10 protein-coding genes and 8 pseudogenes are annotated in these 15,710 nt (G+C 67.6%); 9 read left to right on the forward strand and 9 right to left on the reverse strand.

Features of this window, described 5'->3' with window-relative positions; genetic code table 11:
• From CG723_RS39350 to CG723_RS39360, 3 genes are read right to left on the reverse strand one after another with little or no spacing between them, the layout of a single operon-like run.
• Positions 1-822: a carbohydrate ABC transporter permease gene (locus CG723_RS39350; protein ID WP_100598355.1), complete on the reverse strand. Its 822-nt coding sequence runs from the start codon at positions 820-822 to the stop codon at positions 1-3.
• A complete protein-coding gene (locus CG723_RS39355; protein ID WP_100598356.1) occupies positions 822-1,730 on the reverse strand; it encodes a carbohydrate ABC transporter permease in 909 nt (302 codons plus the stop codon). Before CG723_RS39355 ends, CG723_RS39350 begins: the two co-directional genes overlap by 1 nt.
• On the reverse strand, positions 1,727-3,079 hold the full coding sequence (locus tag CG723_RS39360) for an extracellular solute-binding protein (RefSeq protein WP_100598357.1): 1,353 nt from the start codon (positions 3,077-3,079) through the stop codon (positions 1,727-1,729). The genes CG723_RS39355 and CG723_RS39360 overlap by 4 nt, the downstream gene beginning before the upstream one ends.
• A 229-nt stretch (positions 3,080-3,308) precedes the next feature.
• Here CG723_RS39360 and CG723_RS39365 point away from each other — a divergent pair, with 229 nt between their 5' ends.
• Both CG723_RS39365 and CG723_RS39370 read left to right on the forward strand, forming a co-directional pair.
• A complete protein-coding gene (locus tag CG723_RS39365) occupies positions 3,309-5,318 on the forward strand; it encodes a GxGYxYP domain-containing protein (RefSeq protein ID WP_100598358.1) in 2,010 nt (669 codons plus the stop codon).
• 157 nt (positions 5,319-5,475) lie between these two features.
• Positions 5,476-5,657 (forward strand): annotated as a pseudogene (locus CG723_RS39370) (ISAzo13 family transposase); the annotation flags it as partial.
• Between the two features lie 200 nt (positions 5,658-5,857).
• Here CG723_RS39370 and CG723_RS39375 read toward each other — a convergent pair.
• A complete protein-coding gene (locus CG723_RS39375) occupies positions 5,858-6,385 on the reverse strand; it encodes a hypothetical protein (RefSeq protein ID WP_100598359.1) in 528 nt (175 codons plus the stop codon).
• 37 nt (positions 6,386-6,422) lie between these two features.
• Here CG723_RS39375 and CG723_RS39380 point away from each other — a divergent pair.
• Positions 6,423-6,635: pseudogene (locus CG723_RS39380) on the forward strand (IS701 family transposase); the annotation flags it as partial.
• A 206-nt stretch (positions 6,636-6,841) separates the two neighbouring features.
• Positions 6,842-7,393 (forward strand): hypothetical protein, encoded by a 552-nt coding sequence (locus CG723_RS39385; RefSeq protein ID WP_234374754.1) that lies wholly within the window; start codon positions 6,842-6,844, stop codon positions 7,391-7,393.
• Positions 7,394-7,637: 244 nt separating this feature from the next.
• Here the strand turns inward: CG723_RS39385 and CG723_RS39390 are convergent.
• Positions 7,638-8,234, reverse strand: a pseudogene (locus CG723_RS39390) (IS701 family transposase); the annotation flags it as partial.
• Positions 8,235-8,526: 292 nt separating this feature from the next.
• Between CG723_RS39390 and CG723_RS39395 the strand changes: the two are divergent.
• The 3 genes and pseudogenes from CG723_RS39395 to CG723_RS39405 all read left to right on the forward strand — a co-directional run.
• Positions 8,527-8,928 carry a hypothetical protein gene (locus CG723_RS39395; RefSeq protein WP_199842076.1) on the forward strand — a complete coding sequence of 134 codons (402 nt, stop codon included), beginning with the start codon at positions 8,527-8,529 and terminating at the stop codon, positions 8,926-8,928.
• 271 nt (positions 8,929-9,199) lie between these two features.
• The gene (locus CG723_RS39400) at positions 9,200-10,210 is read left to right on the forward strand and encodes a hypothetical protein (protein ID WP_100598360.1); all 1,011 of its coding nucleotides are present in this window, start codon (positions 9,200-9,202) and stop codon (positions 10,208-10,210) included.
• A 109-nt stretch (positions 10,211-10,319) separates the two neighbouring features.
• Positions 10,320-10,560, forward strand: a pseudogene (locus tag CG723_RS39405) (SpoIIE family protein phosphatase); the annotation flags it as partial.
• Positions 10,561-10,794: 234 nt separating this feature from the next.
• On the opposite strand, the pseudogene CG723_RS49400 reads toward CG723_RS39405, so the two are convergent.
• The 3 pseudogenes from CG723_RS49400 to CG723_RS39420 form a co-directional block, all read right to left on the reverse strand.
• Positions 10,795-10,992, reverse strand: a pseudogene (locus CG723_RS49400) (MFS transporter); the annotation flags it as partial.
• Positions 10,981-11,176: pseudogene (locus CG723_RS48245) on the reverse strand (MFS transporter); the annotation flags it as partial. The pseudogenes CG723_RS49400 and CG723_RS48245, both read right to left, overlap by 12 nt.
• A gap of 3 nt (positions 11,177-11,179) precedes the next feature.
• Positions 11,180-11,925, reverse strand: a pseudogene (locus tag CG723_RS39420) (NAD(P)/FAD-dependent oxidoreductase); the annotation flags it as partial.
• Between the two features lie 644 nt (positions 11,926-12,569).
• Between CG723_RS39420 and CG723_RS39425 the strand changes: the two are divergent.
• Positions 12,570-13,607 carry an acetate/propionate family kinase gene (locus CG723_RS39425; protein WP_234374756.1) on the forward strand — a complete coding sequence of 346 codons (1,038 nt, stop codon included), beginning with the start codon at positions 12,570-12,572 and terminating at the stop codon, positions 13,605-13,607.
• 201 nt (positions 13,608-13,808) lie between these two features.
• On the opposite strand, the pseudogene CG723_RS48250 reads toward CG723_RS39425, so the two are convergent.
• A pseudogene (locus CG723_RS48250) lies at positions 13,809-13,904 on the reverse strand (IS5/IS1182 family transposase); the annotation flags it as partial.
• A 334-nt stretch (positions 13,905-14,238) separates the two neighbouring features.
• Between CG723_RS48250 and CG723_RS39430 the strand changes: the two are divergent.
• A complete protein-coding gene (locus CG723_RS39430) occupies positions 14,239-15,606 on the forward strand; it encodes a sugar porter family MFS transporter (RefSeq protein WP_234374757.1) in 1,368 nt (455 codons plus the stop codon).
• The last annotated feature ends 104 nt before the right edge of the window (positions 15,607-15,710 follow it).

A 15,710-nucleotide genomic window follows, 5' to 3' on the forward strand; every position in this document is an offset into this window, starting at 1 on the left:
CTATCCCTTCACAGATCCGGCCATGTTGAAGGAGCCGGAGAGGTACTTGTTGACGAGGACGTAGAGCAGGACGGCCGGCGTGGTGTAGATGACGGAGAACGCCGCCAGCTGCCCGTACGCCACCTGGCCGTACTGAGAGAAGAACGAGTAGATGGTGACCGCGGCCGGCTGCTTCTCCGGGGTGTCGAGCAGCACGAACGGGACGAAGAAGTTGCCCCACTGGCCGACGAACACGAAGATCGCGACGACGGCGACGCCCGGCGCCATCAGCGGTGCCACCACCCGGCGCAGTGACTGGAACCAGCCGGCGCCGTCCACCCAGGCGGCCTCCTCCAGGCTGATCGGCACGCCGTCCATGAAGTTCTTCATCATCCAGATGGCGAACGGCAGCGCGCTGGCCGTCAGGAACAGCACCATCGCCGCCACGGATCCGTACAGCTGGAAGCGGAAGAACATCGCGTAGACCGGGACCATGATCGCGGAGAGCGGCAGGCCCGTGGAGAACAGCAGCGTGAGCATGAAGTGCCGTTTGTAGCGCAGCCGGTAGCGGGAGAGCGGGTAGGCGGCGAGTCCGGAGACGACGACCGTGAGCAGGGCCGTGGAGCCGGAGATGACCACGGAGTTGAGCAGCGGCCCGTACACCGTGTCCCAGTTCAGGACGGCCCGGAAGTTGGTGAGCGAGAAGGAGAAGGACAGTTCGGCGGCCGGTGAGGAGCCGGGCTGCACAGAGGAGAGCAACACCCACACGAACGGGCCGAGGAAGCAGAGCGTGATCAGCACGATCACGGCGTGCGACGCGGTGCGCGCGCCCCAGCGGGTCATCAGTCCTCCACCTTGATCAGCCGCAGGTACACCAGCGACAACAGGCCGCCGAACAGGAGCATCACCAGGGCGATGGCGCTGCCGTAGCCGACCTCGAAGTACTTGAACGCCTGCTCGTACATGTACAGCGGTGTCGTCTGGCTCTCCTCGCCGGGGCCGCCGCCGGTCAGCGCGTAGATCAGGCCGAAACTCGCGAGGGTCTGCAGCGTGGTCAGCATCAGGTTGGAGAGCACGGAGCGCTGGATCAGCGGCAGGGTGACGCTGAAGAAGGTGCGGCCGGTGGAGGCGCCGTCGACCTTCGCGGCCTCCATCACGTCACGGGGCACCTCGGACAGGGCCGCCGAGTAGACGAGCATGGAGAACGCGGTGCCCCGCCAGGTGTTGGCGAGGATCACGGCGAGCATCGGCGCGGAGACCAGCCACTCCTGGTGCACGCCGAGCACCGAGTTGAGCGTGCCCTTCTCGTCGAGGAACGAGAACCAGCAGGCGGCGGCGACGACTTCAGGGACCACCCAGGCCGCGATGACGACGCCGTTCACCACGCCTCTGACGACCCGGTTCTTGCCGCGAAGCACCAGGGCGATCAGCAGACCGAGCACGTTCTGGCCGAGCACGGCCGAGAACAGGACGAAGACCAGGGTGCGCACCAGCGAGCCGGTGAACGCGTCGTCGCCGAAGAGCCTGGTGAAGTTGTCCAGGCCGACGAAGTGCGAGTTCACGGAGGCCGACCCGGTGAGGGTCTCATTGGTGAAGGCGATCCAGACGCTCCACAGGATCGGCCCCACCAGGAAGATCGCGATCAGGACCAGGGCCGGCGCGAGCGGCAGGAGCCAACGCAGCGAGCGGCGGCCCGGCGACGGCGTCTTCGCAGGGGCGCGCGTCGCCGGGGCGGAGGCGGTCAGCGTCATGACGTCGAGACAACGTTGTCCGCACCGACGATCCGGCTCACTTCCTGGGCGTACCGCTTCGCCGCGTCCGCCGGGGACCTGCTTCCGGTGGTGACCGCCTCCATCGCCTCCTGGATCTGCGCGGAGACCTTCGGGTACTGCTCATAGGCGGGCCGGTAGTGGGTCACCTTCGCGAGGCCGGTCCAGAACGCGATCGAGGGGTCGCTCTTGAGGTACGCCGGGTCGGACGCCACGTCCTTGCGGACGGCGAGGTCGCCGGAGCCCTCGGAGTACATGGCGGCGTTCTTCTTGTTCAGCGCCACCGTGATGAAGTCGAAGCCCTTCTGCTTGAGCTTGCTGTACGAGCTGACCGCCATGACCCAGCCGCCCGACATGCTCACCGCGCCCGGTGCCTCGCCGCCCTGCGTGGGCATCGGAACCCAGCCCATCTTCTTGGTCCACTCCGGCCACGGGTGCGGTCCAGCCGGCTTCCAGGAGCCGGAGATCCAGCCGCCGTCCAGGCTGATGCCGAGCTTGCCCTCGGGGAACCACTCGAACAGCGCCTTGTCGGCGAGCTTGGCGTTGAGGGCGTCGGCCTTCTTCGGGCCGAGGTCCTCGCGGTAGATCGTGTCGATGAACTTCAGCGAGTCGGTCAGTCCCTTGCTCCGCGCCACCCACTTGTCGTTGTCGAAGAGGGTGCCGCCGGGGGTGCCGTACAGGAGCATCTCGAAGCCCTGCATGGTGGCGCCCTCGCCGTGGATCTTCGCGGAGTACATGCAGAACGGGGTGACGCCGCGCACCTTGCGCTTGATGGTGCGGGCCGCGTCGAGGATGTCGTCCCAGGTCTTGGGGGCCCAGTTCTCGGGCAGTCCCGCGGACTTGAAGACGTCCTTGTTGTACCAGAGGCCGCGGTTGTCGGTGGAGATCGGAACGCCGTACGTGTTGCCGTCCAGGCCTCGGGCCGCCTGGCGCAGCGACTCGGGGAACTGCTTCTCCCAGTCGGGCCACTTGGCGAGGTAGGAGTCCAGCGGGGCCAGCTTCTTGGCCGCGACGTCGGCGTTGACCTGGAACGTGTCGTGGAAGTAGACGTCGGGGGCGGAGCCGGGCGAGCGGTTCAGGAGGGCGAGCTTGGTGTAGTAGTCCTCGCTGCTGCCCTGGACCGGTGTCAGCTTGACGGTGACACCCTTGTGCGCGGCCTCGTACTCCTTCTTGGCCTCCTTCAGCATCTTCTCCAGGTGTGGCCAGGTCTTCTCCACGCGGTAGAGGACCTCGAGCTCACCCGGCTTACGGCCGGACCCGCTGCCGCAGCCCGAGACTGCGGCGGTGGCCGCGGCGGCGAGGGAGGCGGCAAGGAGGGTGCGTCTGTTCAACTCATGCTCCCGGTAAACGAGTTACAACGATGGAAAGCCAAGTGCGGCGCACCGTAGATCGGTTGACGCAGGGCCGTCAACACTTGGGACGTCATTGCCCGTCAGTAGCAACGAAGTTGGTCCACCGCGGCGGAAATTTGCGCGTACCCATGGACAACATGCCCTCGACCGGCTTACTTTCGCCGACTGTTTACAACGATGTCAGGCTTTCGAGGAGCAGTGATCGTCGATGGTGTCACGAAGAAATCTCCTGCAGGCGGGCGGCGCGGTCCTGGCAGCCGGAAGCCTCGGGATCTCCCTGCCGCAACAGGCAGGGGCTGCCGAGCGCGGCTCCGCGGCCCGCCTTCTGCCGTCCTTCGGCCGGGCCGCCCGGCTCGACGTCGCCGACGTCAGCAAGTTGAACGGCAACGACCAACTGCTGCTGACGACCCTTCAGGGAGTCGTCAACCGGCGCAGTCCACGGCTCTACTTCAACTTCGACAGCGGCCAGGTCGACCTGCGCTGGCTCGCCGGCACCGGCGCGAAGGCCACCCACCACGCCGACGCCCTGGACCTGGTCGGCCGCTACCGCGACGAGGTGCGCGGCGCCGTCCTCATCGACCCCGACGTGCCCGACTCGGTCAACGTCGCCACCACGCTCGCCGGGCTCCACGGCGCCGTCGCCGCCACCGCCGAACAGGCGAAGGCCCACGGCCTGAAGACCGTCACCGACCTGCGCGGCCGCTTCGACGCCGACGACGTCCTGGCCACCTACCGCTGGCAGCTCGACCACCTCTTCCCGCACTGCAGCCACGCCCTGCTGGCCGGCCTGCCACCGAGCCGGACCGTCGGCGTGGACGGGGTCAAGTGGCGCGAGGTCGCACGGGAGACCGAGCGGATCCGCGACATCTCCAACCGCAAGGTGCGCACACTCGACCTCAGCCCGGAACTCGGTGGCGACAACGATGTCTACCTCCGGTTCCAGGACTCCTTCGGGGACGACGGCTGGGGTGCGTCGGTCGCCTCGGTCACCGTGAAGGCGGACGGCAAGGACATCGCCTCGTTCACGCCGGGCACCGACGCCGAGAAGCCGTACCTGTTCGACGGCCTCAACTCCTCCATCGGTGACAAGTCGAACCGGTTCAGCGATGGCGGCGGCTACTTCGTCTACCACTTCACCGCGCCCGCCGGTGCCAAGGAACTGACGGTCGACGTCGACCTGTGGAACCAGTACCTGGTCACCACCACCAACACCGCGCCCACCCGCGTCGAGCCCTTCCCGTACTTCCGGGACTACGTGGTGGCGAGCAAGGCCATGGTGCTGTGGCTGCCTCCGTCGGGCGACACCGGCAAGCTCCTCGACGAGACCTTCAGCAAGGCGAAGCCGACCACCCCGTACACCGGCTGGTTCTCCAACGACGTGGCCGGCGAGTGGGGCGGCGTCGACCGCGCCTCGCAGCACGGCATCCAGGTCGTGCCCGCCGACTTCTACATGAACGGCACCGTGCACGCCGGCACCCCGGCGAAGATCTCCGACCGGGTACGGCCCCGCCCGAAGGCCGAGCTCCACAACCGCGTGTACGTGACGCTGACGGTCGGCGAGGGCGACAACGTCCAGTACTGCCAGCGCCGGATGCGGGACATCTGGGACGACCCGAAGCGCGGCACCGTCCCCGTCAACTGGACGGTGAGCCCGCTGCTCGCCGACATCGGACCGGCGCTCCTCGCGTACTACCAGCGGACCGCGACCGCCAACGACCTGCTCATCTCCGGTCCGTCCGGGGCGGGTTACACCTACCCCGGGTCCTGGCCCGAGGAGGCGCTGGACGCGTACACGGCGCTCAGCGGCCGTTTCCTGCGCCGCACCGGCATGGATCTGGCCTACGCCTACAACCCCCGCAACACCGCGGGCGACGGCTGGGTCCCGTTCGACGAGCGGATCATGGCGTCCTACCGCAAGAACACTCCGGTGCGTGGGATCATCCAGTCCTGGGAGACCGGTGACCTGCAGGTACGGCCGGCCGGGATCCCCGTGATCGGCAACTTCTACCCGCAGGGGAAGGGCAAGGAGTTCCGCGACGCGCTTCTCCGGCACATCGAGGGGCGGGACACGTCGAAGCCGATGTTCATTGCCGCCGCGATCAACGCCTGGGACTGGACCCCGAGCGACATCGCGGACCTCGCCGCACTGCTGGAGGACCCCTTCGAGGTCGTCCGCGGTGACGCGTTCTTCTCACTGATGGACCGCAGCACCGTGTGAGGGCTGCTCTCGCATCGCCCGTCCTTCTCACGACGCCGCCCGCGCAGCACTCGGGCGCGGGCGGCGTGGGGCGGTGGAGGGGCGTCGGGCAGTGGGTCGTTGTTTCCGGAGGCCAGTTCACGGCTGCGGTCTCGGGCGGCCTCCAGGGCGGTGCGGACTCCGGCTGCGAGGCGCCCTGGCCGCGGAACCCCTCGCCGTTCTGTTCGCGAGCAGCCGCACCGCCATGCATCGCACGCTCTTGAAGAACAGGCGGTTGCTCAAGCCGCGCGCATCGTCATCCCGCCCGCGACGACCCCACCCGTCGCCCTCGCGGCCGTCCAGGCTCGGGTCCACGACCAAGCCTGCACCTCCATCAGCAGGATCCAGAAGAACAACAGGCCTCCTGTCAGCACCAAAAAATGCTGGCAGGAGGCCTGTTGCTGCCGCGAGACTGCAAGTTCTCCGGGAACTGTCGTGGGCTCTCACTGTCGTCCACTCCGCGCAGTGAGTGCTTCCCGGATCTCGACTTCAGGGCGGCGCGGCGTGAATCCGTAGAAGTGCTACAACAGCTTGCGGGCGACCGTCTCGCAGCACCCGAGCGGCACAGTGGCCTGGTAGAGGCCGCCGCCTTTCGCGTACTCGGCCGGCATGCCAAGCATCCCGGTGAGGCTGCCCAGCGGCTGGCTCTCGCCGCCTGCCTTCTGCTGCCGGTCGCCCAGGACGCGGTGCGCCTGGTCCAGGACGTCGGGCCAGGCCTCGGTCGCGATGCACATCGACGTGTCCACCCCGGTCAACGGCGTGAGCCACAGGTCGGCGTGCGACTGCAGAACCTCTTCGGTGGAGCGGAAGTCGAGCACGGCGCCGCAGGACAGCGTGAGCGGATCCTCGGCGTCGACCAGGGAGCCTGGCCAGCCGGGCAGGTCGTCGGCGTGTTTGGGGCAGAGGAACAGCAGCCAGCCCGGCGGGAAGCCGGGCGGCGCGGCCGGGCCGTGACGTACGGCAGTCGTCTTGGCTTCGCAGTGCAGTGGGCGGCGCAGCGAGGTGAGCGGCCGGTCGGCGCAGAGCTGCCCTTGGTTTCGGAGCTCCACTCAGTCGTTGTAGTTGAGCCGCTGGCGGGTCCAGAGAGTGGCCGTCGTCCGCGCGGACGAACACGGCCGCAGCGCCGCACTGGACGGCCTCATACCGCTGACCTGCAACGAGATCCAGCGCCTGTTCATCACGCTCGTCGTCCGACCAGCCCTCGGCGCCGCCCATCGGCTCGGTTGGTCGGACTGGCGACGCCGCCACAAGGCCCGATCCCGGGCCGGCCACCACCGGCTCCGAGCCGTTCCGGCATGAAGGCCACGTTCTGCGGCAAGGACGGGCGCAGGTGCGGCGGGGTTGGCAGTGACGGCAGCTGATCCTAGGCTCGGCAGCCATGGCGGTTCTGATCACGGTGTGGGGAGCATCTCCCGGAGTGGGCAAGTCGACGCTATGTGCTGGACTGTCGCAGTGGCTGGCCGAATGCGGGGCTGCAGGTGGACCACTTCCGTGAGGAGGAGATCTTGACCCGGCCGCAGTTCGCTGCGGTGGCTGAGGATTTCAAGGCGGCAGGCACGGTCGAGCTGGGGACGTTGATCTCGGCCACTGCGCAGTTCGTTGATTCGGTTCTGGCGAGTGGTGATGATGTGGTGATCGCGGACGCACTGGTGCCGTTCGTGCCCTCACTGCTGGCCATGGGGCACGGCGAAGACACGATCGGCGCGTTCATGGCTGACCTCACAGAGGTGCTCGTGCCAGTCTGCCCGGTCATGATCTTTCTCGATGGGAATGCCAAGACCGCACTATCCCGAGCTGCGAGGAGAGAAGGAGCGCAGTGGCTGGAATGGTACGTCGGAAAACTCGCCGCCTACGAGGTGAGCCCTCCAGTGGCTGACGTCGCGTCGGCGGTGAAGTACCTGCTGCGCGAGCGTGCGGTGACACTCGGCGCAGTCGGCCGGAAGGACTGGGGTCTTGTTGTGATCGAACGAGCCGATGAACTGCCCCCGGATGAGGTACTGAGGGTCGCGCAGCGGAGCCTGAGGCCGTGGCTGGGCAGGACCATCACACCCGGATAGGACAGGCCTGGCTATGCGGCTTGGCCACCTGACGCCACGACCGTAACGATCTACGGCTGCAGTACTGGTACTCCAGCCGGACTTCTCCATTACTGCTGGTCAACGGCTTGAGTGTGGGGAGTGTAGCGGGGTGGGGAAGGGTGCGGGACGGTCTTGGCGGACCGTCCCGCGAACGCGTGCCCACGCCGCATGTAGTGACAGCGTCGGGCGCGTGCTTGGTGGCGGCGTCTCCAGTGCGACCAGCTCACTGCGTGCTCGCGCTGTGGAGGGCGGCGGTGGGGTTCAACTGCCAGCAGACGGCGGATTTCTGCCGGGGTGAGATCCACGAGGTCGGGTGTGTCGGCCGTATCACCCCCTTTTCGCGCTCCTGGACGGCCATCGCGGCAAGGAAGATGTGCGCGAGCATGACGAGTGTGATGTGCCGGTACCAACCGACGTAGCGGCGGACTTCGTACTGGTCCAGGCCGCAGTCGTTCTTCGCGCTCTGGAGGCACTCCTCGATCTTCCAGCGGCAGCCCGCGATGCGGGCCAGGTCGGCAACGGTGGCATCCAGCGGCGCACTGGCCAGGTAGTAGGCGATCTCGTCGGGTCTGGTGGTGCTGCGGCGGGCGAGCATCCAGCGTTGCCGGGTGGGTTCGTCGCCGTCGAACTCCCAGACGGCGGGCAGCCGGGCGGCGGCCCAGTCGTAGAGCCGCGGTCCCTTGGCTCCGTCGCCGCAGGACAGGCGTTGCCATGCCTCGGGTGGCGCCTGGCCGTTGAGGTGGTCGATGTGTGGGCCGTGAACCTGCTGTGACTTGGGCACCGCGACGACGTAGGACAGGCCGGCGTCTTCCAGTCCACGATGAGTTGGAAACGAAAGAAGCGCGCATCCCAGGGGTCACCTGCTGGGGTCAAGATCAGCCCGAACCGGCCGTCGTCGGTTGAGATGCGCATGCCTGTGACCTCCCGTGGTATTCCTCGGCTTCTGATGCTAGAAGCTGCCGAGCGGCGTCGCCGTAGCTGATGGCGGTCTTCTCGTCGATGCCGAAGACAAGCGCGAAGTGGAGCGGGCCGGCGCCGTGGGTGAGGCCTCTTCGAGCTGTCGGTCGACGCGGAGCCGTTCCAGGGTGGCGGTGAGGTTGCGACTGCCGTACATGGCCCTGACGAGTATGTTCACCCTGATACGGCTCCTGCCGATGGGCGACCGCGACAAGGACGCCGAAATCCTGGCAGTGCGCCATCAACTGGCCGTTCTGCAGCGGCAGATCGACAAGCCGAAGCTCACCTGGCCCGACCGCGCGCTTCTCGCCGCGCTTCTGCACCACCTCCCCCGAGTACAACTTCATCGACTCCAGTTGATCGTCTCCCCCGACACGCTGCTGCGTTGGCACCGTGACCTGCTGCGCCGCCGCCACTGCGCGTGCCGAAAATTGCGTCCACCCAGGTCAACACCCATCGTGACCTCTTCGAGTCCGCACGGCATGATGATGATCACTCATACTCCTGCCCCCCGTGACGAATGCCTGCGCCACACTGCGGCCGCTCCCGACGAGTGACCGCGCCAAGGACGCCGAGACCCTCTCGTACAGCACTCTCGCTCACGGCGTGGCAGTCGTTGGGGCGCTAGGCCGGCGTAGCCCCGGACCCGGACGACGCGCGGGCCGGGCGACAGATACCCGCCAATCTCCCGGCCCCCTCCCGCCACAGGTCGAATCGGCCCCTAACTTCCCTGACACAGCGGCGAGTTGCAGCTACATTGCCGTTGCTCCACATCGCTCCCATCCCCCACGCCTGCACCCCCCGTCCTCATGGAAAGGGCCGCCAGCCGTGATCGATTCCGCTGTTCCGTCGCCCCGCCGAAGCCGTCCCAGACGCTTACGTATCGCCGCGGTCACCGCTGCCATCGCCGCCGCCCTCACCCCGGGCCTCGGACTGACGGGCGCGGCTGACGCCCACGCGGCCCCCAGCTCCGTCGCTGTTGCTGCCGGCCCTTCGGCCCCCACCGGCACGGATGTCACGTACGAACTGGACTCCTTCACTGCCACGATCACCTGGTCCGGCAATGCCCGGAAAAACGTTGCCGGTTACCGCGTCTTCCGCCGGCCGGCAGGCGAAGGGGCACCCCCTGCCGAAGTCATCAGCGGTGACGCACCACTGGCTGCGACCTCCTTCACGGATCACCCGCCCGCCGACGGCGCCACCTACGCCTATTGGGTACGTGCCGTCGACCGGGCCGGCCATGAGTCGTCCGACAGCGCAGCCGTGTACGTGAGCACGGCCGACGCGACCGCGCCCGAAGCACCGACGAGTCTCACCGCGCAAGGCACGACCGCGGGGAACACCCTGCGGTGGACAGCTCCCCCGGGCGACTGGGACCACTTCGAGATCTCGTCGGATCCCGATACACGGCCGTACCCGGACGAGGGGGCCACCACCACGTCCTTTACGGCCCACACGGACCTGTCGGCCCCCACGGGCGTCTCCGTCTCGTACCGCGTCCGGGCCGTCGACGCCGCGGGGAACGCCTCCGCGTACACCGAAACCGTGACCGTGACCCGGCCCGAGCCGGTCGGCCCCACGCCCGCCTTGGTCGAAAGCCAGGTCATCGACGGCGCCGCCCACCTCTGGTGGGACGTCAACTCGGAAATGACGAACTACTACCACGTCTACCGCCGCAGCCCCGGCGAGCAGGCCTGGACCCTCGTCGGCACCCCCTACGCCTCCTCCGGCTCCTGGGTCGACCCCCAGCCCCTGTTCGGATACACGAACTACTACATCGTCAACGTCGACGACGCGGGCAGAGAGTCGGCACCCGCCAGAACCAGCGTTCAACCGTAGACATGGCCGAGGCGGGGCTGACATAACGTCATAACGTCAGCCCCAAACCTTGTGTGAACGGACCGCTGGTTACTTCGGGCCGGGCATGATCGTCGGTTGTGGCTCTGCGACTGCTCTACCCGGTGACCGAATACTGCTCTACTCAGACGGCGTCGTGGAGTCACGCGACGAGGCAGGCGAAGAGCGGCCTGGAGCGCTTCACCGACTACATCATCCGGTCGACCGCAGCGGGGCAGAGCGCCCCAGAAGTGCTGCGCCTGCTCATCCATGCCGTCCTCGAGCATCGGCACAACGAACTCAGCGACGACGCCACGATCTTGATGTTCGAGTGGCAGCCCCCTGATCCGTGACCGCAAGAGCCGGAGAGTGCAGCCGTGGCGCCGGTACTCCGAAGACGCAGGCGCTGACGTCGGTGGATGCCGCGCGCAGCTCAGTCTCCGGGAAGCAGCAGGCATGGCGCCGCACATCTGCAGCGCCAAACCCGCGCAGGCAGGGGCCTCAGGCCACGGGCTGCAGGCACTTGGTTGGCGCGGCGCCCCGCCTACCGGCGGATGCTTGGGTGGTTCTGTGGTGGCCAGCCGTCGGTGAATGAACCGTCCGAAGAGCAGCGGTCCGGTGATGCCTCCGGTGGCCGTACCGACGGCGAAGAACAGAGAGATGGACAGTGCGCGAGTCTCCATGGGGACCACCTCGCTGCCTGTTAGATACGCCGAACTCGCTCCTGCCGAGGCCACGAAGAAGGTCACCGACACCAGCAGGTAGAAGGTCCATGCGGTCAGGGCGATGCCGCCACCCGGCTCGGTCATCCGGGAGGCGATGGCGCCGACGATCGTGACTTCGAGTCCGTCGAGGATCCACACGGTGTCGAGGCCGATCACGAAGCGCTGGGAACCGTGTCCAGGGCAGCCGGTCGAGACGGGCGGGCATGCGGGTGGTGACGGTGCCTGTTTCCGTGGTTGCGGTCATAGTTCACATCTCCATCGCCGAGTCGGTGGCGGTATGGCCGAGGGGTTCGTGGACGAGATGGACGGCCATCGCCCCCCGCCGACCGCAGAGGCGACCCACTTCCAGGAGCCGCTGCGGACGTCGCCCGCCGCGAAGACCCCGGGCAGTCCGGTCTCGAGGGACATGCAGTTCCGGCCCTGGCCCTGCCAGAGGGCGCGGATCGTACGGGCCTGGGTGTCGGCGCCGGTGAGGACGAAGCCGCGCTGGTCGAGTGAGAGTTTGCCGGAAAGCCAGGCGGTACAGGGCTGGGCGCCGATGAAGACGAACAAGGCACGGGCCTCCAGTTCGCGGCGCTCACCGGTGTGTTTGTCCTCCACGACGAGCGACCGCAGGACTTGCCCGCCGGTCACCTCGCGCACTTCGGTGTGCGGCAATACCGTCACGCGAGGATGGCGTTCGATCTGATCGACGAGATAGCGCGACATCCCCGCACCCGGATCCTTGGCACGGGCGAGCAATTACACTCGGGGCACACGCTTCGCGAGGAAGAGCACGGCCTGTCCTGCGGAGTTGCCGCCTTCGACCACGGCGACCGGTGCTTCGTGGCACTGCTGCGCCTCGTAGGAGGTCGCCGCGTAATAGACGCTTGGCCCCTCCAGCCGGTCGATACCGGGGACGTCGAGTCTGCGGTACCGGGCGCCTGTCGCCAGGACGACGGTCCGTCCGGTGATCTCGGTGCCGTCGGCGAATGTGACGGCATAATGGTCGTCGCACTCCCGACCTGCCGAGCCGGGCGGAGCACAACCCGGTCCGCACCGAGGCCGACCCTGAGCACAAGGTCGCACTGTCTCACGGCTGCCCTCGGCTCCCGACGTCTGCGGCAGGCGGTGGCCGGCGTCGTCAGGCAACAGACCGCGCAGGACGAAGAGCCTCTGGTTCCCCCGTCGTCGGCCGTCCGGCACCCGGGGAGGAATCCAGACACGAGCGCTACGCGGTGCCAGGGCTGCGCACGTCCGACTGGTCCCGGGCATGGTGCGCGCCAACCGCCCCTGGGCGGTGTACCCCGGGACCCTGCACGCGCGTCTTCGCCACCGCGGCGGTCGGGTTCATCAACGGCACGACCTGGCAGGTCGTCACCGCTGAGTCCTTGGACGTCCGCAACCTGCCGAGTTCTTACCGTTCCGCGAGCAACAGCGGAGACCGTGCGTTGCCGGAGTGGCGCGAAGCGATGGCGGGGAACCTGTACTGGGCCCGTTGCTGCGTGGCGGGCGCACCGTACCGGAGGACGCGAGTGCACTGGAGGTGTGGGATGAGTGCTGACCGCTCCCACGAGAGCCGTGATGGTCACGTACTGGTCCTCGATGCTGGCTCTTCGAGCCTTCACATCGCTCTGTTCGCTGCGGACGGTGAACGGGTGGCGGATCGAGACGCCTCGGAGCCCCCGGGGCCTGCTGCGGCGGCGGAACTGCGGAACTTCCTCAGCGAGGTGCCCGCTCCTGTGGCGGTTGGTCACCGCATCGTCCACGGCGGTCCGCACCTGACTGGACATACGCTGATCGACGCACGCGTACGGGCTCTGCTGGCGGACGTCGCCGATCTCGCGCCGCTGCACGTGACCCCGGCCCTGCCTGTGGTCGATGCCGCACGAGAACTCCTGCCCGACGTTCCTCATGTCGCCTGCTTCGACACTGTCTTTCACAAGGATCTGCCGGCACAGGCGCGCACGTACGCCGTGCCGGAGCGATGGCGAGCCGAATACGGGCTGCGCCGGTACGGCTTCCACGGGCTCTCCTACTCGTGGGCACTGCAGAGGACGGCGCAGGCCCTGGGCCGACCCGTCGACAACCTCCAGGTCGTGCTCGTGCACCTGGGCGGCGGCTGCTCGGCCTGCGCCGTCCGGAACGGACGCAGCGTGGACACCACCATGGGCCTCACTCCGCTGGAAGGCCTGGTGATGAGCCGGCGCAGCGGCAGCCTCGACCCCGGCGCGCTGCTGTGGCTGCAGCGGCGGCACGGTCTGAGCACGGACGAATTGGATGACGCACTCCACCGGCATTCCGGTCTGCTCGGCCTCTCCGGTACCTCGGGAGACACCCGGGACCTGGTGCGCGCCCGCGCGGAGGGTGATGCCGCGGCCGCGTTGGCGCTGGCGACGTTCACACTCAGCTGCCGCAGGGGCATCGCGTCGATGGCCGCCTCGCTGGACCGGCTGGACGCGCTGGTCTTCACCGGGGAGATCGGCGAAGACCAACCCGAGGTGCGCGAGGAGATCTGCTCGGCCCTGACTGTTCTCGGTGTACAAGGCGGGCTGCTCGTCCCCGAACTGGACGATTTGATGCGGGAAGGCCTCCGACGCATCGATCAGGCGGGGAGAGGTGTCCCGGTCCTCGTGGTCGCAACCGGCGAGACACAGCAGATCGCCGCCGAGACCCGACGGGTGCTCGGCATGTAGCTGTCCAAGGCAACTGCCGGCACATCCACACTTGCCTGGCCCGCGCAAAGAACCGGCCTCCTGTACCAGGACAGCACTGAGTAGTGGCGACGTCTGGTCCTGTACGCCGCCCCCCGTCTGGTCACGGGGCTCGAGGGCCACTGGCCCGCATCAGAGCTCCCTGACCGCCCCTTCGACGCCCATGAGGCACTGCTTCTTGGATCATGTGCGGAGCCAGATGATGAGGGCCGCGAGGGTGATGGTGTCGAGGTAGATGTAGGCGCGTTTCTCGTAGCGGGTGGCGACGGCGCGGAAGCCTGGCTAGGCCCCGTGGGGTGAGACGAAGAGACCAATTTGCCTCCCTGGGCCATGTCGCCAGTCACCCGCTACGCGCAGGCTGTCACCGAGAGGTTTGGGTTCTGTGTCGTCTCGGTGCTGCCGAGGACATAGCGAATGCCGACCTTGGGCATGCCGAACCCTTCTGTCACCGTCGTCTGGCCGTCACGTACTGTGCCTCGGCGCGGCAGGACAGCCGTGCGATGAGGGCCCAGCCCCCGGGTTCGAGGATGGATGAGGGTCCGTTCACCGCCCTGGAGGAACCATGACCCATATCGCAGACAAGGCACCACCGACCAAGGTCCTGAACGGGCGGATGCTGATGGCGGCCGTGGTATCTGCCGTCAGCGGACTGCTGTACGGCTACGACACGGGCATCATCTCCGGCGGACTGCTGCAGATCTCCAAGGAATTCCACATCGGGAACGACATGAAGGAGGTGATCGCCGCCGCGATCCTTCTCGGCGCCGTGATCGGCGCCCTTGCCTGCAGCCTGCTGTCCGCGCGCATCGGCCGGCATCGCACGATCCTGCTCATCTGCGTGGTGTTCATGCTCGGCAGCGTGAGCAGCTCGCTCGCCCCCACCGCAGTCAGCCTGGCCCTGGCCCGGGTGGTGCTCGGCTTCGCCGTCGGCGGCGCCACCCAGACCGTGCCCATGTACATCGCCGAGCTGGCCCCCAAGGCGATCCGCGGACGGCTCGTACTCTGCTTCCAGCTCGCCATCGGCGTTGGCATCGTCATCGCGACGCTCGTGGGCGCGAGCCAGGCTGTGTCGTGGCGGGCGGCGATCGGCGCGGCCGCCGTACCGGCACTGGTGATGCTTCTCCTGCAGCTGCGCCTGCCCGAGAGCCCGCGGTGGTTGGTCCTCAGACACGGCCGCGTCGGCGTGGACGAGGCCGCAAGGGTGCTTGAGGACATACGGCCCGACGGCTACGACATCTCCTCCGAGCTCGAGGAGTTCGTCGCCTTGGAGGGACGCCAGCAGCGGACCAGCAGAGGCAACCGCGGGTGGAGTGGGCTGTGGCAGCCATGGGTGCGCCCGGCTTTGGTGGTCGGCTGCGGCATCGCCGTCTTCACCCAGCTGTCCGGCATCGAAATGATCATCTACTACGCCCCGACCATCCTGACCGACAACGGCTTCTCCACAACGACCGCTCTATCGGTCAGCGTGGCGCTGGGCATGACCTACCTGGTGATGATGGTGGTTGGCCTGGTGATCGTCGACAAGGTCGGGCGCCGTCGGCTGACCCTGGTGATGGTGCCCGGCGCGGCGGTCAGCCTGTTCGCCCTCGGAGCCTTCTTCATCACCGGCCACGCCACCCGTGACTACGTGCCATCCATCGTCGCCTGCCTGCTCGCCTTCATGTTCTTCAACGCTGGCGGGCTCCAGCTGATGGGCTGGCTGACCGGCTCCGAGATCTACCCGCTGTCGGTGCGTGCCGCCGCCACAAGCGTGCAGTCGGCCACGCTCTGGAGCACGAACTTGCTGATCACGCTGACCCTCCTGACGATGATCAGCATCTTCGGTGTGGGCCAGGTGTTCTGGATTTACGGGATGTTCAACGTCGCGGCGTGGCTGTTCGTATGGCGGCGAATGCCGGAGCTCACCGGGCACAGCCTCGAAGACATCGAGAGGCACCTGAAGAGCGGGAAGTTCCGCCCCCGCGACTTCGCCCGCGTCTGACGCGAACCACGTGGCAAAGTGCGGCTCCGAACCGCTTGCGGAGGTCGGAACGCAGAGTCAGGGCGCGCGCCACTTCAGCTCAGCCTGGTGATGAACTGATCGCT

It is taken from the genome of Streptomyces sp. CB01635 (genome assembly GCF_002803065.1).
Lineage (GTDB): Bacteria > Actinomycetota > Actinomycetes > Streptomycetales > Streptomycetaceae > Streptomyces.